The organism is Haemophilus parainfluenzae (assembly GCF_003252755.1).
GTDB lineage: Bacteria > Pseudomonadota > Gammaproteobacteria > Enterobacterales > Pasteurellaceae > Haemophilus_D > Haemophilus_D parainfluenzae_N.
This window is the reverse complement of the sequence record NZ_QEPT01000006.1, coordinates 1-18,814: the sequence shown is the minus strand read 5'-3', so window position 1 is coordinate 18,814 and position 18,814 is coordinate 1. Positions and strand designations below refer to the sequence as shown.

Here is an 18,814-nt window from a genome sequence, read left to right as displayed (position 1 = left end):
GTTTTTTTCATCTTAACGATTAATTATTTTGCAGCTGGAGCGGCTGGAGCAGCTGGTGCTGCAGGTGCAAATTTTTGTGCTAAATCAGCACCGTCTTTTTGTAATTTAGCTACTGCAGCTTGTAGTTTTTCAACTTTAGCTTGGTAAGCTTTAGTTTGTTCTTCAGTTGGCGCTTTAGTTGCTAAGTTTAATTGATCAACTAATAATTCGCTTGATAATGAAAGCACTTCTTTATTTTGATCTTTAATGCTTTTCACTGAAGGTGCTGTAATATCTAATTTATCTAAGCTTGCAATTGTATCTTCAACAGTTTTGTTGAAGGTTTTGATTGCTTCTTCAATTTTTTTATCATCTTTTGCTTGAACAGCAGCAGTTAAATCAGATTGAAGTTTTTGTTGAGCAGCCATTTGAGCTTGCGCTTGGCTTGCGTTCCATTCAAGTAATTTGTTGTAGTCAGCTTGTTCTTGCGCTGGTGTAGCTTCAGCTGGTTTTGCAGCTTCAGCAGCTTCTTGTTTAGCTTCCGGTGCAGGCTGAGTGGTTTCAGGTTTTGCTGGAGCCGGTTTATCTGCTGGTTTATCACAAGCAGTTAAGAATAATGCAAATAATGCCGTAGCGCTAATTTTAGTGAATTTGTTCATAAAAAATCCTTTATTGATATAATAAAAATATCTTAGTTTGTAAAAACTAAGCCCTTTTTAAGACCTTGTATTTTAAAATTAGTTTAAAAAAATTTCAAAACTATTTTAGTGTTTGAATATATTCACTTAAATTATGTATCTCTTGTTCACTTAAACGTTGTTTTGCGGGACTTCCTGCACCGATAATCTTTCCTGCTTTTCGTTCTGAAAGTGCGGTTGATATTTCTTCTGGTGTGAGCTGATTAATAATTTTTGACTCACCCATTGCTGGTTTTTCGCCTTGTTTCCCATGACAAGTTGCACAAGAGCGCTTATATATCTTTTCTGCTTTAACTAAATCAGCTTCGGCAGAAAGCGCAGGTGTTGCAAATAAAAAGCCTAAAACGGGTAAAAGTGTAGAGAGTAAGTAAATTCGTTTTTGCATTTTGGCTAGCCTTTAAATAATTTATCTAAATCTGTAGCAGGAATTGCCCCTTCATATTTAGCCTGAATATTGCCTTCAGGTGAGATCACAAAGCTTGTTGGCGTGCCGATAAGCTGATAGCGTTCCGCTGTAATTTTTAATTGGTCTTTGATAACCGGCAACGTAAGCTGACGTTTGGTGACCACCGCTTTGGTATCCATTTTATCCCCATCCACATTAATAGCGATAAGTTGAACCTTATTTGGATTAGCTTCAGCCAACTTTTCGAATTCTTTTAATTCTGCGACACATCGTCCACAGGTTTCAGACCAGAATGTCAGTAAGCGAGTGCCTTTCCAATCATCAAGTTTCACTTCTTTACCTTGTAAATCATAGGCAGCGATGTCTGGTGCTTTTTGACCAATTGCAGCGACTTCATCTTTACAAGAAACGCTGCCAAAAATGACCGCACTTATGGCAAGTAGTTTGACGAATTTATTTTTCATGAATTTCCTCTTTTACAAATTTTCCGTGATGGAGATAAATAACACGATCGGTTAATTCGCCCAATTCTGGATTGTGTGTCACCATCACAATGGTTCTCCCTTGGCGATTTAATTCTTGTAGTAAATCCAGTACAAGCGCTTCATTTTTTTCGTCGAGATTACCCGTAGGTTCATCGGCAAAAATGACTGGTGGTTGGTTCACCAACGCGCGAGCAATACATACCCGTTGTTGTTCCCCCCCAGAAAGTTGGCTTGGACGGTGATCTATACGATGACCCAATCCTACTTGTTCGAGTACTGCTTTAGCCGCTGCTTCATCAATCACACTGTGATAGTGCTGTGCGAGCATCACATTTTCAAGTGCGGTCAAATAAGGGATCAAATGGAATTGTTGGAAGACTAAACCAATTTTTTCTGCACGAAAACGCTGACGACCGATTTCATCCAATTGTGCCGCATCGACACCATCTAGAATGACTTTACCTTCACTAGCCGTATCTAAGCCGGTCAGAATATTCATCAGCGTGGTTTTACCGGAACCTGATGCACCCATTATCGCAATAAATTCACCTTGGCGAATTTTAATATTAATATCTTCTAAAGCGGTGACTTGCCCGAATCGTTTATATAAATGTTGCGTTTCAATTACAAATTCACTCATTTTATTCCCCTTTTAACACATTTGCGGTTTGAATATTTAAAGCGCGTTTGGTTGGTACAATCACCGCAATAAAGGCAACCAATAACGATAAGACGATAGTAATTGGAATAACCGGTAGACGCATATCAATATAAGATTTGAATACGGTTAATCCAAGTAATTGTGCCAAAATGTAGCCGAGAATCAGCCCTGCTACAATTGCACAAAGCGCAATGATCAGAATCTCGGTACTAATTTGCTTAATGATGTCACTCTGTTTCGCCCCCAAGGCTTTTTGCAGCGCAAATTCTTTTGCTCGCTCACCAACAATCGCTATCAACGTGGTATTCACACAAAGGGTGGCGAGAATCAAAATGACCAATGAGATTAAGCCCATCAATCCTTTAATTTTATCTAAAATTTGCCCTTCAGACGCTGAGACTTTTCGAATTGGGCGGGCGGTTAGATCGGGTTGGCGTTGCATAATATCCTGCGCAAATTGTGCGACGTTACCTTGTTCATTTTTCACATTGAGCAAGGCATTGTTTGCCAATCCTTCTTTATCTAACCAACTTTGTGCAAATTCTAAGCTAACGATTAACATATTGTCTGTGGCATCGCCTGCCTCAACTATCGCTTTAATTGTGAATTCATGTTTTTCAACAGAATTTTTAGAAAGCTTTAATTTACTTCCAACGCCTAAATTAAGGCGTTCAGCTAAAGTTTTGCCAATCATGGCATTACGATCGTCAAAATTGACATTAATAGCTGACCCGGTAATTTGCCAATAAGGCGCGAGAACATGCATATCTTCAAACCACACGCCCATAATAACGATTTTTTCTAAATCACTTCGCGCTACGCCATATAAATAAGGGCTGGCTGCTGTGATGAAATTATCCGGTGCATGATGAAGAATTTGCTTTAATTGGCGCTCTTTCATCAAACCACCATTGGCCGCACCAATGTAAAAGTTTGCCCCAAAAGTACGGAGCTCTTGGCTCATTTTGGTATTAATATCAAAATATACTGCTGCCATTGCGGTCACAATAGACGCACCGACAGTCAACGCAGAGAAGATAATAAATACCCGTTGTAAACGTAGGCGTAATGCTTGGAAGATTAAACGCCAAAACATACTTTTATTGGCGGCCATACAGCACCTCCACAGGGTAAAGTTTGGCAATACGATGGGCTGGGAACCAAGTGCCCACCACAGCAATTAAAATAGACAGCATCAATACGCAAGGGATTACAATCCAAGCGAAACTCAGTGGTACGCCAAATAGCGCTGAACCAATAAATCTTGCTAAGCCCCATCCTGCAATACAACCAAGAGTGCCACCAATTAAGGCACTGATAATGGCTTCACAATAAAATAATAAGGCGATTTGCCATTGATAGGCACCTAACGCTTTCATTAAACCAATTTCTTTTGAACGCTCAATGATCCCTGTACTCATTAATGAGGCAATCCCCATGGCTGCCGCGATTAAAGCAGCGAGAGTAACGACAGCAAGCAATAACTGGATTTTACCAATGACGACCCCTTCTGACGCTGCAACCTGCCAAATTGGGCGAACAATAGCACCAGAAATGGCTTCTTCTAATTGGTGTGAAATAGACGAGACATAAGCCGTACAATACCAACGATCGTATTCTTCAGCATCCAATGCATCGGTATTGGCACGGGCTTTACGAGAAAGATCATTTTCTGGCACGGTAAGCGCAGAGACTTTAACTGATTGAATTTTCCCTTCTAAACCCAGTAATTTTTGTACAGCATTGAGTGGCATGACTAATTGATTATCTTCAGCACCACCCGTGGATAAAATACCGGTAATTTCGACCGCACTTTGATTATCTAGCTCATTATTTTGATAGCGAAGCTGGATTTTATCACCTTGTTTTAAGCCAGTTCGTTGAGCCAATTGCTCACCAATCAATGCAGGGGTAAATTCTCCCTCAGATGTTTCAAGGTCGTTGACCCATTCACCTTGCACATGCCAATACGGACTAATAATTTTTTGTCCTGTATGGTAATCATCTTCATCCGGTACAGGGATGTTATGATCAAAAAACGTACCCAGCACATTAATTTGTCCAAGTGCGGTTAATTTTTCATGAGTATTTGCGGAAAGCGTTTCCGCTTTTACATCTGCACTTAATAACGGTGCAAAACCCACGATATTATTTCGCCAGAAAATATCTTTAATATTCGGCAGTTCTTTTTCATCAAGAAAATCTTGACTACTCAAATCTGCGTTATGACTAAGTTCATCAGGCAGGGCGGCATTACTTGCAGGCTCAACTAAAATATTGGCTCCGTAAGATTTGAGCTCTTTTGCCATTTTATCGCCAATATCAATGGATACAGCCAAGAGTGCAGAGACTAAGCCCGCCGCTAAGAAAATAGTAATAACGGCCAACAGTTTACGTTTAATGCTAAAACGCCAAGATTGAAATAACATTCTTGCTAGCATTATTCCCCCTTACCTAAATACTTTTCAGGGTTATCACGGAATAAATCAAGATTTTTCTCACTTTCAAAGAAGTAAGTTTTACCTTCGTAATTATATTTGTGCTCCGTTTTAGTGTTTTTCATTTGGGCGCCACTAATCGGATCTTTTACATCGATTTCAACAATCGTGCTAAATAAATTTAACCCTTCTTCTAAGCTGGTTCGATTAATGAGAATTTCAGTCTCAGTTTGTTGCCAATCTTCAATTGGTACAGGATTACAGCCACCCGGTTTACCAATAGATGGAATAAACATATGTACACCGCAGCCTACACAAACGACTTGGTTACCTTCCATCACATAACCTTGGTCACCACAAAGCAAGCAGGCATCAAATACCGCGGCTAGACTTAATTTATCTGGTTGACGATTAATGACAAAGAAACGTACGGCTTTACCGTCATCAGCGATCCAGACAAAACGGTGTAATTTACCGTCTTTTACTTGTTCAATTGGAATATGGACTTGTTGCTTTTCATCTAAGGTCAGAGGAATAGCTTCTGAAAGTTGTGGTGGACGAGAAGCAATCTGCTCCCAATAAAGCTGCGTGGCAAAAATAATTGCTACGGCCAAATATCCCCACCCAAGTAAGCGAGAGGAAGTACGCAATGCGGCCAATTTTTGGCGTTTTTCAATGGGTTCTTGTGTCACATTAACTTGTTGCTTGCGTGATAAATGAATTTTGCCGTAGAAGATGGCAAGTACAACAAAGAGTAAAGCTGCACAAATATAATTTAACCAGCGAGTGATTTCGCCCGATTTCGCAACGAAGCTTAAACGTAGTTTGGTGAGTTCAAGCACTTGAAGCTTCATTAAAATTAATAAGAGTTCACCGATAAGTGGCACAAGCAAGCAAACTAAGAGAAGGCTCATCACACCTTTTAAAAGTGCGGTCGATTTTTGTTGTGTTTTTTCCGCTTGTTTTAAAAGTAAATCAATCCAACCTTGTAAGCATAAACAAAAAATAAAGGCAAAAATGACCGCACTTATGTGCAGGATAGAGTCTGTGTTGATGACATCAGTGGAGACAAGTGCGGTAATGTTAGGATCTTTTGCCCAGAAGCTTCCCGCGATGAGCATTAATACCGTTTGCCAAAAGGCAGGTAAGCGACCGTTGCCGAAAATTAAACATAAGGCAAAGATAATCAATAGCGCCAATATCACTGTATTGACGATTAAATTGGTTATTTGTCCCGTAGGTAAACTAAGGCGCAGTACGATACCTGCAATAAAGCCAAATAAGCTAAGCCAAATTATTTTTTTTGCACTCACAGTGGATTGTTTGCTGTGATAAACACCGAGCAATAATGAAAAGGGTAAAAGTGCTTGAAGGAAAAAAGTAAAAAAATAATTCATAGTTTGATCATTTTATGGAATAAAACAGACGATATTTTAAGGTTAAATTAAATGCTATTGCCTTCCCCTGAAATACAAGGGAAGGCAAGTCGGTAAAATCGATGTTTACCTGAGATTATTTGATGCCAGTGAATTTGAATTCATAGCTAACATCAAATGGTTTCCACCAACGACCTACACCCGTTTCAGAGTCGGTATGACGGTGCATACCCGCTTTTGATGGTGGGTCGATGTGGTAAGTTAATTTATAGTTACCCACACCCATCATTTTCACGTTAGCGCCGTAGTGAGGACCATCACCTGCCACCATTGGCATGAACGTACCTTCTTGTTTTTCACCGGTATCGGTATTCACTAAAGTGTAGTTGATGGTTAAGTAAGGCATCCATTCACCATCACCAAAGCCATTTTTGTTACCTTTTACTGCGTGGATATCCGCTTCTAAGTGGATATCTGATTTCGCAGCAGGTAAACCCATGCCACGTGGTTCCATATCGATTGGTTTGAGATAAACCGCTGCAATTTCCATTTCATTCATGGTTACCGCTTCACCGATTGGGTACTCTTGGAATGCGTTTGCAGTAGACGCGGTGAAAATACCCGCAAATAATGCTGTTGCTAAAAGTGCTTTTTTCATTGTTTTTCTCCTAAAGGATTGTTGGGTATTACGCGGCTTTTTTGCTTTGATATTTCATAATAAACAGAGCAAATACGGCTGCGACGAGTAAGATTGCTTGTGGAATTAAGGTTTCCATATAAGGATAAATACCTAACCACGAAATTTCAGGCACACCGCTAATCAGCGTAGGCTCGAAAAGTTTGCCTTCAATGAGTTCTAAAACAGATTTACCGGCGAATACAAAGGCCATTAAGTACATAAATGAGCCTGTAAACATAAAGAATGGTTTAAGCGGTAATTTCACCACGGTATAACGCATCACGAAGTAGCAAATGGTGAGAATAATTGCGCCGACAATGATACCTGCGAAAAGGTAGATGAAACTGACCGCGCTTTTCGCATCACCTACAAGGGCATAATAGAACAATACCGTTTCCGCCCCTTCACGATATACGGCTAAGAAGCTGGTAAGCCATAAGCCAATAAGCGATCCTGTGGTGAGGGCAGTTGAGAGTTTACCTTCTAAATAACGTTTCCAGTTTTGTGCTTCGACTTTGGATAATAACCAGTAACTCATCATAAATAGCATGACGACGGCAAAAATCATCGTAAAGCCTTCGAGCAATTCACGGTTTTGACCTGAATTTTCAAAGATAAGTTGGAAAATAAATGCGGTAACCACACTGGCAATTAACGCCACATAAACAGACTGACGAATAACCGGCAATTTATCTTGGTGGTTATTTTTAATTAAGTAAGTCACGATAGCTGCAACAATCAATAACGCTTCTAAACCTTCACGAAGAATGATTAAAAGGCTATATAAGAACATCGACCAATCACTTTGCTCTTCGCCCTGTAACATTTCAACCGCTTTAGTTAAATTCTGGTTTAAACCATCAGCTTGAGCTTGTAACTTATCACCTTGTCCAGCTTTCATTAAACTGACTAGACGAGTAAAGTAGCCTTCAAGTTCTGCTTTAAAGTTACTATCACGGGAACCCACTTTGTTTTCCATTCCTGTACTTTCAAACACGTCGAAATAGGTGTCTTGTACGGAAAGAATCGCTTTTTTGCTTTCACCTTGTTGATAGAGCGCAATAGCCTGTTGAATACGTTGGTTGATCTCTTGTTTAATCTTATTCCAATCTTGTTCTTGTTGATTATCTGTTGCTTGCTGTGCTGCATTAGATTGAACATTTTGTTCTTCACGTGTCGTTGGCAGGTTAGGCAAGTTTTCTTCAATATCTTGTAATAATTGCGTGCTTTGGTAGCCAAGCTCCGTAATTTGATCGGCTTGTTCACTTAAACGAATGATGTTGTAAAACTGTTGGTTAATTGCGGCTGAGATTTCTGCAGAGCGATTTTGGCGAATGGACATTTCCATTTCTGAGTTTTTATAGCCATCATATTGTGCTTGTTGGAACAATTTTTTGGCATTAGCAAGATCACCATTTTGATAAGCATCGATCCCTTGAGCGATTAAGTCATCAATGGTTTTAAAACTTTGTTGCCAATAAGGGGCGATCTCTTGATTATCATAAACACCATGTTGACCATCGGCATTGAGCTGATGACCTTCAATCAATGATGGCAACACTTCTTGTAATTCTTTTTTGAGCTGATCGATTTTAGCTTGAATCTCTTTTTGTGAACTGCCTTCACCGATCATTTTACGGATCTCGCCAAAAGTCGCTTCCATTTGGTAACTTTTTTGTGCCGAAAAATTGATACGAATTGGACCTTCTAGATTTTCAAACACTTCAAAATAAGCCATTTGCACTTCAGTACGCGCATCATCGGTATTACCTTGCTGGACAAGTTGAGCCGTTTTGTCTAAGCGGGACGTAATATCATTAACCCACTGTTGGTAGTTGTCTTGCGCAAAGAGTGAAGAAGAGAAGGCGAGTGAAAAAATTAAAAAGAAAAATCGAATAGAACGGAGTAGCATCGTCTATTTACCTCATTACCTAAAATGAAATTAATTCCTATTTATAATTATCTTTTGATATCAGTGAAATGACAATAAATAATTTTAATTTTTGTGATGGAGATCAAAAAATTTACAAGAGTCGGAAATGTCTAGAGGGTGATTGTATGCTTAAAAGAATAAAGCGCCTTTGTTAGGCGCTTTATGGAGATATAAAAGTGCGGTCAAAAATAAGCGAATTTATTGAGCGGGTGCCGCTTCTTCAACAGGCGCTTTATTATCTAACACATCCCATACACTTTCTTGTTTTGCGGATTCAGGTTGCTCAGGTTGTGGCGATTGTGTAGTCTGCGCCGCTGTAGCAGTTGCAGTACTCGTCGTTGGTGCAGAAGCGCAGAAGTTTTGATCTTTATTTATCCACACAGGAATCGTTCGACTGCTACCACAACTCCAACTGCCGTAAGCATTGATGCCAACCCATTTAATGGTAGAAGGTTGACCGAGTTTCAGTTTTTCAATGACAACACGGTTTAAATAATCTTTATAGATTTGTAATGCACCAGAGGCACCCGTCAATTTGGTTTCACCGTTATCATCACGACCTAGCCAAATGGTGCTGACATTTTTACCATCTATACCTACAAACCACGTATCACGGGCATCATTGGTGGTGCCTGTTTTACCTGCAAGACGAAGATCGGCATAATCATTTTGCAAGCTACGCGCAGTACCACGTTCGACTGTTTGTTGCATCGCATATAAGGTTTGATAAGCCGCTTCTCTCGGCACTACTTGATCCGGCACGGTATTGTGTTCGTAAATAATATTGCCTTGGCGATCGGTAATGCTTTGAATGGTGCTTAACTCGATTTTACCACCTTGATTGGCAATGGTTTGGTAGAGTTTTGTTACATCATAAGGTGAAATACTGTAAGAACCAAGCAAGGTTGCCGGCACTTTGGGAATCGTCACATTGTCCCATCCCATGGCTTTTTGCGTATCAATGACCTTGCTTAAGCCAACTTTCATCCCAATATTTACCGTTGGAATATTCAATGAGCGGGCAAGGGCATCCATCAACATAACCGAACCGCTATATTTACGATCGTAGTTACGAGGTTGCCAAGGTTGGCTGCCTTTAATATGAATCGTGATCGGCTGATTCTGAATTGGTGTATTTAAGCGGAATTGTTCCGGATTCATCAGTGCGGTCAAATAAATAGATGGTTTTACTAATGAGCCAATTTGACGTTTTGACATTAACGCACGGTTAAAGCCCGCATATTCTGTTTGTAATCCACCTACGACAGCACGTATTTCACCCAGATGATAATCTGCCACAATCATGGCACCTTCAAGGTGTGGGTTTTTGGTTTGTAGTTGTAATTGATTAACCGTATTCACCACAGCATTTTCAGCTTGTTCCTGTTGTTTTAAATCCATGGTGGAGAAAATACGTGCACCAAGTAGTGCAGAGGTTTTATTTTCCCCTAATTGACGGCGAAGATCCGCTTGTAAGGTTTGAATGAAAGCAGGATATTTACGTGAAATTTGACCTTTAGCTTGCACGCCTAATGGACGTTTACTCAACAGCTCATAAAGCTCATCCCCAATCATTTGGTGATCAAGCATCAGTTTTAACACCACATTTCGACGATCGAGTGAATATTGTGGATTTCGCCATGGATTATAAAGGGATGGCCCTTTCACCATGCCAACTAAAAGGGCAATCTGATCTAGGCTAATTTCACGGATAGAACGACCAAAATAGAATTGGCTCGCCAATGCAAAACCGTGAATTTGGATATCACCATTTTGACCAAGGTAAATCTCGTTCAGATAGGTTTCTAAAATACGGTTTTTATCATATCGCCAATCTAATACTAATGACATCAACGCTTCATTGGCTTTACGGGTAATAGAACGTTCACTGGATAAGAACAAGTTTTTAACTAATTGCTGAGTGAGTGTACTGCCGCCTTGAACTGTTTGACCGGCTTTAATATTGGCAATCATTGCTCGCACAATACCCACAGGATTAATCCCGTTATGCTCATAAAAACGGCGATCCTCTGTCAGTAATAAGGCATCAATGAGTAATCGAGGGTAGTGCTGTAATGGAATCGCTAAACGATCTTCATTATCCGATTCCAACATGGCAATTAATTTAGGCGCAAGACGGAATTCATCAACCGCTTTTACGTTGACTAAGTCTTCAATACGAGAAAGTTTGTTATCGGTAAAACGTAAACGTAATACCCGTTGTGGTTCAGGCTTATCAGGATAAGGGAATGCACGACGAAGTAACACGATAGTATCCTCTTCGAGTTTAAAATCGCCCGGTGCTGCAATCATAGTCGTTTGACGGTATTCGTTATCCAATAAGATTTGAATCACTTCGTCAAAAGAAAGGTTATCAGACAGTTTTACGCTTTCTAAGCGACTATACACTTCAGCCGGTAAACGCCAAATCTGGCCATCCATTTTGGAGCGAATTTGCCAATCTAAATAGCCACCATAAAATACGGCAAGCGTCCCTAAAGTAAAGGCTGTTTTGGCTAAAAAGATTTTACAAGAACGGCGCTTATTCGGCACTTGCGTTTCTTGTTGTTCTGATGAGGTGTTTTCCGTTTCCGACATAATAGTTCGCTTCAGAGAATGAGGTTAAGCAATAAATTCAAAATATGCATTAAGAAAGTGAATGAAGTCTGTTGTTCCGCAGAAGGCGATACTTTCTTCATCATAATAATGGAAGTCGTCTTCTAAAATTTCATCTGTTTCAATTGCAAGGTTATTGGCTCGAATCATCACTTCATCGGCATTAATAAAAAGCGTGTATTCAGAACCAATCAGTGTGACTTCATCATTATTTTTAATCTGCTCACAGGCAGAAAGTGCGGTCAAAAACGCTTGAGGATTTGACCGCACTTCTGAATTAAACCAATTAGCTAGTGCAATGTGTTCCATCGAACATTTAGCATGTACATTGCCGAGATAATGGGTAAATTGAAAATCCATGTTAGATGCTGAATGACGAACCGCAACCACAGGTACTGGTTGCATTTGGATTGTTCACCACAAAACGCGAACCTTCCAAGCCTTCAGTGTAATCCACGGTGCCGCCAATTAAGTATTGTAAACTCATTGGGTCAATCACTAATTGCACACCTGCTTTTTCAATGGTTAGGTCACCTTCATTGACTTTATCGTCAAAGGTGAAACCGTATTGGAAACCGCTGCAACCGCCACCAGTAATATAAACGCGTAATTTTAGTTCGTTGTTTTCTTCTTCGCTAATTAAACTTTTTACTTTATTGGCTGCCGCATCAGTAAAAGTTAGCGGTACGGCCATATCTAAATCTGACATATCTCTATCCCCACTTTCCTAAAAATAATCCTTGTATTATCTAATAACCTGTTAATTCATTCAAGATTTTTCACGGAATTAGTGCTATTATATGCGAATAAATCAGAATTAAATAAGGAGAAATAATGGGCATTCCATTAAGAACTGAAGAAGAAATTGTTAAGTTACGTGAAGCGTGTAAATTAGCGTCCGATGTTTTGGTCATGATCGAACCTTATGTCAAAGAAGGGGTGACCACTGGTGAATTGGATCGCATTTGTCATGATTACATGGTGAATGTACAAAAAGTGATTCCTGCGTGCTTAAATTATCATGGTTTTCCTAAAGCAACCTGTATTTCTATAAATGAAGTGGTTTGCCATGGTATTCCAAGCGACGATAAAAAATTAAAACGTGGTGATATTGTCAATATTGATGTGACTGTAATAAAAGACGGTTATTTCGGTGATAATTCGAAGATGTATGTCGTGGGTGAAACCAATATTCGTAGCCAAAAATTAGTTGAAGCGGCACAAGAAGCGCTTTATGTGGGATTACGCACGGTTAAGCCGGGTATTCGTTTAAATGAAATTGGTAAAGCGGTACAAAAATATACTGAAAGCCAAGGGTTTAGCGTAGTGCGTGAGTACTGTGGCCACGGCGTGGGAACTGAATTCCACTGTGAACCACAAGTATTACACTATTATGCGGATGATGGTGGCGTGATTTTAAAACCGGGGATGGTCTTCACCATTGAACCAATGATTAATGCGGGTAAAAAAGAAGTGCGCATTATGGGTGATGGTTGGACGGTAAAAACCAAAGACCGTAGCCATTCTGCACAATATGAACACCAAATTGTCGTGACAGAAACCGGTTGTGAAGTGATGACTATCCGCGATGAAGAAATTGCGGAAGGTCGAATTCAACGTATGATGAATAATCTTTAAGTTCAGCTAAAAGCCTACGATAGTGGGCTTTTTTTATAATTGTTTTGTTTGTGGAATACCTATGCTTTTTCCTTATCATTTCGACTCTCCACTCACGCTAAGTGCGGTCAAAATTCAGCGTGAAAATTTAAAGGAATTTGAACGTCAGCATTTCGATGATTATTCTGTTTTTGAGCTGATTGCTAACCGAACACAGTTTTGTGATGATTTGTTAAAACAGCTTTGGCAGCAATTTGGATTAGATAAAGCTAATCTCACCTTAATTGCAGTAGGCGGTTATGGCAGACAAGAAATCTTTCCTTTATCTGACCTCGATGTTCTTATTCTTTCAAAAGAAGAAAGAGAGTCTGAAACGGAAGAAAAAATTGCTCAATTTGTGCAGTTCTTGTGGGATTGTGGATTTGACGTAGGACATAGTGTTCGTTCTTTAGAAGAATGTGAAAAGGAAGGCAAACAGGAGATTACTATTGCCACTAATTTGCTTGAATCTCGTTATTTATCGGGTGATTTATCCCTTTTTAATGCTTTAGAGGAAATACTGAAAAAGCCAGATTTTTGGGCGATAAAACCATTCTTTGACGCTAAAGTACAAGAGCAAATTGAACGTTATCAGCGTTATCACAACACCAGTTACAATTTAGAGCCCGATTTAAAATACAGCCCTGGCGGCTTGCGAGATCTTCATCTTTTATATTGGATCGCATTACGACACACTGGGGAAATGACCCTTGATGGCATTTTGAAAAGTGGCTTTATTTATCTATCAGAACACCAACAATTATTAGAAAGCCAAGAATTTTTATTTAAAGTGCGGTTCGCTTTACACTTGATTTTAAAACGTTATGACAACCGCTTGTTGTTTGATCGTCAAATCAAAGTGAGCGAGATGCTTGGTTTTGAAGGTGAAGGAAACCGTGGTGTCGAAAAAATGATGAAACGTTTTTTCCAAGCTTTACGCACGATTTCACGTTTAAGCGATATTCTAATTAAGCATTATAAAGAGCATTTTTTATCTTCAAACGGAGAGGGATCAGTTCACCATTTGGATGACGATTTTGAAATAGTGAATCAAAGTTTGTGTTTACGTAAGGAAGACGTGTTTTTACGTTTGCCAGATCGTATTTTGGATCTTTTTTTCTATCTTACGCAGCATGAACAAGCCGAAATTCATTCCTCAACATTACGCCAACTTCAGATTGCATTGGAAAGCTTGACGCAGAAATTATGTGATATTCCTGAAGCAAGAGAGAAATTTATTCGGTTATTTAATCAACCGAAAGCCATTCAGCGAGCATTTCTCCCAATGCACCAATATGGTGTGTTAACAGCTTATTTGCCACAATGGCAGGGAATTGAAGGTTTGATGCAATTTGATCTCTTCCATATTTACACTGTGGATGAGCACACCTTACGAGTGATGTTGAAATTGGAAAGTTTCTTAGCTGAAGATGAAGCCGAATTCCATCCTATTTGCCATCAAATATTTAGCCAAATTTCTGACCGCACTTTGCTTTATGTTACCGCACTTTTCCATGATATTGCGAAAGGTCGAGGAGGGGATCATGCAGAGGTAGGGGCTGAAGATGTTGCTGAATTTGCCCGTTTGCATGGTTTTGATCGTCGAGAAATTGAAACGATGGCTTGGCTAGTGAGAGAGCATTTGCTCATGTCAATTACTGCACAGCGTCGAGATATTCATGATCCGGAAGTCGTGATGAACTTTGCAGAAAATGTGCAAAATCATGTGCGTTTAGATTATCTCACTTGTTTGACGGTCGCGGATATTTGTGCAACAAATGGTACCTTGTGGAATAGCTGGAAACGTTCTTTATTTGCCTCACTCTATGATTATACGTCGCAACAATTCCGACAAGGGATGAATTTATTATTAGATAATAACGAAAAGATCCTTGAAAATCGCCAATTGGCGCTGGCAATTTTATCCGAAGAGCAACCAGAATTATCGGAAGAAAAAATTTTAGCACTCTGGCAACGTTGTCCAGATGATTATTTTTTACGAAATAGCCCAAAACAAATTGCGTGGCATACAGAGTTATTGGCTGAATTTGATGGTGAAGTTCTCGTTAAAATCAGTAATCGTTTTTCTAGTGGTGGGACTGAGATCTTCGTTTATTGCCCAGACCAAGCCAACTTATTTAATAAAGTGGTCTCAACCATTGGCGCGAAAAAATTCAGTATTCATGATGCGCAAATTTTAACATCCGATGATGGCTACGTATTCGACAGCTTTATCATCACAGAATTAAATGGTGAATTGGTTCGTTCAGAACGTCGCCGAGAATTAGAGACGGTATTAACCTCTGTTTTATTAGGCGAAAAATTGCCATCCATGTCTTTTGCAAATAATCGACAGTTGCAACATTTCACCGTAAAAACAGATGTACGTTTTTTGAAAGAAACTAAAAAAGAACATACCGAATTAGAAGTGGTGGCTTTAGATAAACCCGGTTTATTGGCTCAAATCAGTCAAATTTTTACTGAATTAAAACTCAATATTTGTAATGCAAAAATCACAACAGTAGGAGAAAAAGCCGAAGACTTCTTCATTCTGACAAATGAAAAAGGAATTGCATTAACCGAAGAGGAAAGGGGATTATTAGAAAACGTGCTCTATGGGCGTTTATAGTATGAAATAAAAAAGTGCGGTTAAATGTAACCGCACTTTTATATTTTAAGCAACTGCTGCAAATGCAATATCAGCGGCAGCAAGCGTTTTTTCAATGTCTTCATTTGTATGAGCTAAAGACATAAAGCCAGCTTCAAAAGCAGAAGGCGCAAGGTAAACGCCTTGATCGAGCATTTTGTGGAAGAACACTTTGAATTTTTCGGTATCACATTTCATGACTTCTGCATAAGAGGTAACTTGTTTTTGGTCAGTGAAGAAAATACCAAACATTCCACCAACATGATTAATCACAAATGGTACATTGTGTTTTTGAGCTAATGCTTTTAAGCCGTTACAAAGTTTTGTGGTTAATTCTGCAAGGTGTTGTTCGTTACCTGCTTTTTTCAATTCAGTTAGACATGCTAAACCCGCCGCCATTGCAATCGGGTTGCCTGAAAGGGTACCCGCTTGATAAACTGGGCCGGTCGGTGCAAGGTGTTGCATAATCACTTTTTTACCACCAACAGCACCCACAGGCATACCGCCGCCAATGACTTTACCTAATGTGGTGAGATCCGGTGTTACACCATAATAAGCTTGTGCGCCTGCAAGTGAAACACGGAAACCTGTCATGACTTCATCAATAATGAAAAGTGCACCATATTGATTACAAATTTCACGAATGCCTTGTAAGAATCCTTCTTTTGGTGGAACACAGTTCATATTACCTGCAACTGGTTCAATAATCACACAAGCGATATCGTTAGGGAATTCTTCAAATAGTTTTTTAACTGAATCAAGATTGTTATATTCTGCAGTTAAAGTGTGTTTCGCAAAATCTTCAGGTACACCTGGTGAGCTTGGTTGACCAAGTGTTAACGCACCAGATCCTGCTTTTACTAAAAGTGAATCAGAATGACCGTGGTAACAACCTTCAAATTTTAAAATTTTGCTTCTATTTGTATAACCACGCGCAAGACGAATGGCTGTCATGGTTGCTTCAGTACCTGAACTCACCATACGAACCATTTCAATAGATGGCACAATTTCACAGACTAATTCCGCTAAATCAATTTCAGAGGGAGTTGGCGCGCCAAAGCTTAAACCATTCTCCGCTGCTTTTAATACAGCATCTAAAATAGCAGTGTGGTTGTGACCTAAAATCATTGGCCCCCAAGAACCCACATAATCGATATATTGTTTGCCTTCAGTATCATAAATGTAGGCGCCTTTGGCTTTTTGAATAAATACAGGGGTGCCACCTACGCCTTTAAAGGCTCGAACAGGGGAGTTTACGCCACCAGGAATAACTTCTTGTGCACGAGAGAAAAGTGCGGTTGATTTTGTCATGATTTTAATCCTTATATTAAAAGTGGCCATATTGTACTAAAAAACTGAATTTGAGAAAAATCTTTGTGTGCTGATTTTTCTTTGTGTTATCCTTTGCAAAAAAATTTTAGGATGAAACTATGCTAAGTCTTCTCGTCACTTTTTTAGGGGCATTTTTAACCTTAATTGTCATGCGACCAATTGCCAATAAAATTGGCTTGGTGGATAAGCCGAATTATCGTAAACGTCACCAAGGTGCAATTCCACTTATTGGCGGAGTTTCTCTTTTCATGGGAAACCTTTGCTATTATTTAATGGAGTGGGATCAACTTCGTTTACCTTACCTTTATATATTCAGTATTTTTGTTCTACTGGCAATTGGTATCTTAGATGACCGCTTTGATATTAGTCCCTTCTTGCGTGCAGGGATTCAAGCGGTGCTTGCGATTTTAATGATCGATTTGGGTAATGTTTATTTAGATCATTTAGGCCAAATTCTAGGTCCATTCCAATTAACACTTGGTTCTATCGGATTGATTATTACCGTATTTGCCACAATCGCGATTATTAATGCCTTTAATATGATTGATGGTATTGATGGATTGTTAGGTGGGTTGTCTATTGTTTCATTTGCTGCCATTGGTATCTTGATGTTCCGTGATGGACAAATGGATATGGCATATTGGAGTTTTGGCTTAATTATCGCAATTTTGCCTTATCTATTATTAAACTTAGGCATTCCATTAGGACCTAAATATAAAGTATTTATGGGAGACGCGGGGAGTACTTTAATTGGCTTTACCATTATTTGGATTTTGCTTTTAAGTACGCAAGGAAAAGGACATCCGATGAATCCAGTGACCGCACTTTGGATTATTGCTGTTCCTTTAATTGACATGGTAGCCATTATTTATCGCCGTTTACGCAAAGGAAAAAGTCCATTCCGTCCGGATCGCTTACACGTACACCACTTAATGGTTCGTGCTGGATTAACTTCTCGCCAAGCCTTTTTATTAATTACTTTCTTTGCCGCCATTTGTGCGACAATCGGGATCTTAGGCGAAGTCTTCTATATTAATGAATGGGCAATGTTTATTGCATTTATTATATTATTCTTCCTTTATGCTTATTCAATTACAAAAGCATGGAAAATCACCCGATGGGTACGAAGAATGAAACGTCGCGCACGTCGTAATAAGCAATAAATTAAATAAAGAGGATAGCAATTTGCTATCCTTTTTTATGTTTTAGCACTAAAAATAGACGAATACATAATAAATTCTATACAAATTGAACAAAAATTTATCTTTTGATATTTTTTTTCAAAAAAGTGCTAGACAAGGTATTGGGAAATCATTAATATACGCCCCTGCAACGACGCAGTAACGCGTTCGTAGCTCAGTTGGATAGAGCGTTGGCCTCCGGAGCCAAAGGTCGCAAGTTCGAATCTTGTCGAGCGCGCCAGAAGTCAGTGCGGTAAACAACTAATCAATGGTGGCTATAGCTCAGTTGGTAGAGCCCTGGATTGTGATTCCAGTTGTCGTGGGTTCGAATCCCATTAGCCACCCCATCTTCTCTTAATTGAGAAATCTGACGGCGAGTAGCGCAGCTTGGTAGCGCAACTGGTTTGGGACCAGTGGGTCGTAGGTTCAAATCCTATCTCGCCGACCAATTTCTTTTTTGCTCTTTAACAATATATCAGACAATCTGTGTGGGCACTTGTTGATTGACTTGTTTTAAAAATATTTTTTAATTTTGAAGTCTTAATAGGTGCTAACTAGAAATTCATAATACTTTTTTAAGTAGTGACATTTTATGTCAGCAGTATTGAGCGATTGAACTTGAATTGAAGAGTTTGATCATGGCTCAGATTGAACGCTGGCGGCAGGCTTAACACATGCAAGTCGAACGGTAACATAAAGAAGCTTGCTTCTTTGATGACGAGTGGCG

At 39.4% G+C, this 18,814-nt stretch carries 16 protein-coding genes, 3 tRNA genes and 1 rRNA gene; 7 read left to right on the top strand and 13 right to left on the bottom strand.

What is annotated here, in order from left to right:
• Window positions 1-23: 23 nt before the first annotated feature.
• The 12 genes from DPV95_RS07875 to erpA form a co-directional block, all read right to left on the bottom strand.
• Window positions 24-638, bottom strand: coding sequence for a PM1805 family lipoprotein (locus DPV95_RS07875; protein ID WP_049367983.1), 615 nt, complete (start codon window positions 636-638; stop codon window positions 24-26).
• A 100-nt stretch (window positions 639-738) separates the two neighbouring features.
• Window positions 739-1,062 (bottom strand): c-type cytochrome, encoded by a 324-nt coding sequence (locus tag DPV95_RS07870; RefSeq protein ID WP_049367984.1) that lies wholly within the window; start codon window positions 1,060-1,062, stop codon window positions 739-741.
• A 5-nt stretch (window positions 1,063-1,067) separates the two neighbouring features.
• Window positions 1,068-1,547 (bottom strand): TlpA family protein disulfide reductase, encoded by a 480-nt coding sequence (locus DPV95_RS07865; RefSeq protein ID WP_111406909.1) that lies wholly within the window; start codon window positions 1,545-1,547, stop codon window positions 1,068-1,070.
• The gene (locus tag DPV95_RS07860) at window positions 1,537-2,208 is read right to left on the bottom strand and encodes an ABC transporter ATP-binding protein (RefSeq protein ID WP_111406908.1); all 672 of its coding nucleotides are present in this window, start codon (window positions 2,206-2,208) and stop codon (window positions 1,537-1,539) included. The genes DPV95_RS07865 and DPV95_RS07860 overlap by 11 nt, the downstream gene beginning before the upstream one ends.
• A gap of 1 nt (window position 2,209) precedes the next feature.
• Window positions 2,210-3,343, bottom strand: a complete 1,134-nt coding sequence (locus DPV95_RS07855; RefSeq protein ID WP_049367987.1) for an ABC transporter permease — start codon at window positions 3,341-3,343, stop codon at window positions 2,210-2,212.
• Entirely contained in the window at window positions 3,330-4,670 is a 1,341-nt protein-coding gene (locus tag DPV95_RS07850) for an ABC transporter permease (RefSeq protein WP_049367988.1), read from the bottom strand. Before DPV95_RS07850 ends, DPV95_RS07855 begins: the two co-directional genes overlap by 14 nt.
• On the bottom strand, window positions 4,670-6,064 hold the full coding sequence (locus DPV95_RS07845) for a Fe-S-containing protein (protein ID WP_111406907.1): 1,395 nt from the start codon (window positions 6,062-6,064) through the stop codon (window positions 4,670-4,672). Before DPV95_RS07845 ends, DPV95_RS07850 begins: the two co-directional genes overlap by 1 nt.
• Before the next feature lie 115 nt (window positions 6,065-6,179).
• The gene (locus DPV95_RS07840; protein WP_005696223.1) at window positions 6,180-6,701 is read right to left on the bottom strand and encodes an iron transporter; all 522 of its coding nucleotides are present in this window, start codon (window positions 6,699-6,701) and stop codon (window positions 6,180-6,182) included.
• 28 nt (window positions 6,702-6,729) lie between these two features.
• A complete protein-coding gene (locus DPV95_RS07835; RefSeq protein WP_111406906.1) occupies window positions 6,730-8,634 on the bottom strand; it encodes an FTR1 family iron permease in 1,905 nt (634 codons plus the stop codon).
• Between the two features lie 219 nt (window positions 8,635-8,853).
• On the bottom strand, window positions 8,854-11,253 hold the full coding sequence (mrcB, locus tag DPV95_RS07830; RefSeq protein WP_111406905.1) for a penicillin-binding protein 1B: 2,400 nt from the start codon (window positions 11,251-11,253) through the stop codon (window positions 8,854-8,856).
• 24 nt (window positions 11,254-11,277) lie between these two features.
• Window positions 11,278-11,631 (bottom strand): YacL family protein, encoded by a 354-nt coding sequence (locus DPV95_RS07825; RefSeq protein ID WP_111406904.1) that lies wholly within the window; start codon window positions 11,629-11,631, stop codon window positions 11,278-11,280.
• Window position 11,632: 1 nt separating this feature from the next.
• Window positions 11,633-11,980, bottom strand: a complete 348-nt coding sequence (gene erpA / locus DPV95_RS07820; RefSeq protein ID WP_005696219.1) for an iron-sulfur cluster insertion protein ErpA — start codon at window positions 11,978-11,980, stop codon at window positions 11,633-11,635.
• A 125-nt stretch (window positions 11,981-12,105) separates the two neighbouring features.
• On the opposite strand from erpA, the gene map reads away from it, so the two are divergent.
• Window positions 12,106-12,909, top strand: a complete 804-nt coding sequence (gene map / locus DPV95_RS07815; protein WP_005696218.1) for a type I methionyl aminopeptidase — start codon at window positions 12,106-12,108, stop codon at window positions 12,907-12,909.
• A gap of 61 nt (window positions 12,910-12,970) precedes the next feature.
• Entirely contained in the window at window positions 12,971-15,556 is a 2,586-nt protein-coding gene (gene glnD / locus DPV95_RS07810; protein WP_111406903.1) for a bifunctional uridylyltransferase/uridylyl-removing protein GlnD, read from the top strand.
• A 45-nt stretch (window positions 15,557-15,601) separates the two neighbouring features.
• On the opposite strand, the gene hemL is transcribed toward glnD, so the two are convergent.
• Window positions 15,602-16,885, bottom strand: a complete 1,284-nt coding sequence (hemL, locus tag DPV95_RS07805; RefSeq protein WP_111304645.1) for a glutamate-1-semialdehyde 2,1-aminomutase — start codon at window positions 16,883-16,885, stop codon at window positions 15,602-15,604.
• A 119-nt stretch (window positions 16,886-17,004) separates the two neighbouring features.
• Between hemL and wecA the strand changes: the two genes are divergently transcribed.
• The 5 genes from wecA to DPV95_RS07780 all read left to right on the top strand — a co-directional run.
• Entirely contained in the window at window positions 17,005-18,069 is a 1,065-nt protein-coding gene (gene wecA / locus DPV95_RS07800; RefSeq protein ID WP_049380007.1) for a UDP-N-acetylglucosamine--undecaprenyl-phosphate N-acetylglucosaminephosphotransferase, read from the top strand.
• Between the two features lie 182 nt (window positions 18,070-18,251).
• Window positions 18,252-18,328 (top strand) — tRNA-Arg (locus tag DPV95_RS07795).
• 30 nt (window positions 18,329-18,358) lie between these two features.
• Window positions 18,359-18,434, top strand: a tRNA-His gene (locus DPV95_RS07790).
• A 24-nt stretch (window positions 18,435-18,458) separates the two neighbouring features.
• Window positions 18,459-18,535, top strand: a tRNA-Pro gene (locus DPV95_RS07785).
• Window positions 18,536-18,707: 172 nt separating this feature from the next.
• Window positions 18,708-18,814: ribosomal RNA gene (locus DPV95_RS07780) — 16S ribosomal RNA — on the top strand; the annotation flags it as partial.

Excerpts from the sequence above, each read along its gene's own strand:
- glnD (WP_111406903.1), top strand. The coding sequence starts at position 12,971 with ATGCTTTTTCCTTATCATTTCGACTCTCCACTCACGCTAAGTGCGGTC.
- erpA (WP_005696219.1), bottom strand. The coding sequence starts at position 11,980 with ATGTCAGATTTAGATATGGCCGTACCGCTAACTTTTACTGATGCGGCA.
- DPV95_RS07845 (WP_111406907.1), bottom strand. The coding sequence starts at position 6,064 with ATGAATTATTTTTTTACTTTTTTCCTTCAAGCACTTTTACCCTTTTCA.
- DPV95_RS07835 (WP_111406906.1), bottom strand. The coding sequence starts at position 8,634 with ATGCTACTCCGTTCTATTCGATTTTTCTTTTTAATTTTTTCACTCGCC.
- DPV95_RS07825 (WP_111406904.1), bottom strand. The coding sequence starts at position 11,631 with ATGGATTTTCAATTTACCCATTATCTCGGCAATGTACATGCTAAATGT.
- DPV95_RS07860 (WP_111406908.1), bottom strand. The coding sequence starts at position 2,208 with ATGAGTGAATTTGTAATTGAAACGCAACATTTATATAAACGATTCGGG.
- DPV95_RS07850 (WP_049367988.1), bottom strand. The coding sequence starts at position 4,670 with ATGCTAGCAAGAATGTTATTTCAATCTTGGCGTTTTAGCATTAAACGT.
- DPV95_RS07875 (WP_049367983.1), bottom strand. The coding sequence starts at position 638 with ATGAACAAATTCACTAAAATTAGCGCTACGGCATTATTTGCATTATTC.
- DPV95_RS07855 (WP_049367987.1), bottom strand. The coding sequence starts at position 3,343 with ATGGCCGCCAATAAAAGTATGTTTTGGCGTTTAATCTTCCAAGCATTA.
- mrcB (WP_111406905.1), bottom strand. The coding sequence starts at position 11,253 with ATGTCGGAAACGGAAAACACCTCATCAGAACAACAAGAAACGCAAGTG.
- DPV95_RS07865 (WP_111406909.1), bottom strand. The coding sequence starts at position 1,547 with ATGAAAAATAAATTCGTCAAACTACTTGCCATAAGTGCGGTCATTTTT.
- DPV95_RS07870 (WP_049367984.1), bottom strand. The coding sequence starts at position 1,062 with ATGCAAAAACGAATTTACTTACTCTCTACACTTTTACCCGTTTTAGGC.
- DPV95_RS07840 (WP_005696223.1), bottom strand. The coding sequence starts at position 6,701 with ATGAAAAAAGCACTTTTAGCAACAGCATTATTTGCGGGTATTTTCACC.
- wecA (WP_049380007.1), top strand. The coding sequence starts at position 17,005 with ATGCTAAGTCTTCTCGTCACTTTTTTAGGGGCATTTTTAACCTTAATT.
- hemL (WP_111304645.1), bottom strand. The coding sequence starts at position 16,885 with ATGACAAAATCAACCGCACTTTTCTCTCGTGCACAAGAAGTTATTCCT.
- map (WP_005696218.1), top strand. The coding sequence starts at position 12,106 with ATGGGCATTCCATTAAGAACTGAAGAAGAAATTGTTAAGTTACGTGAA.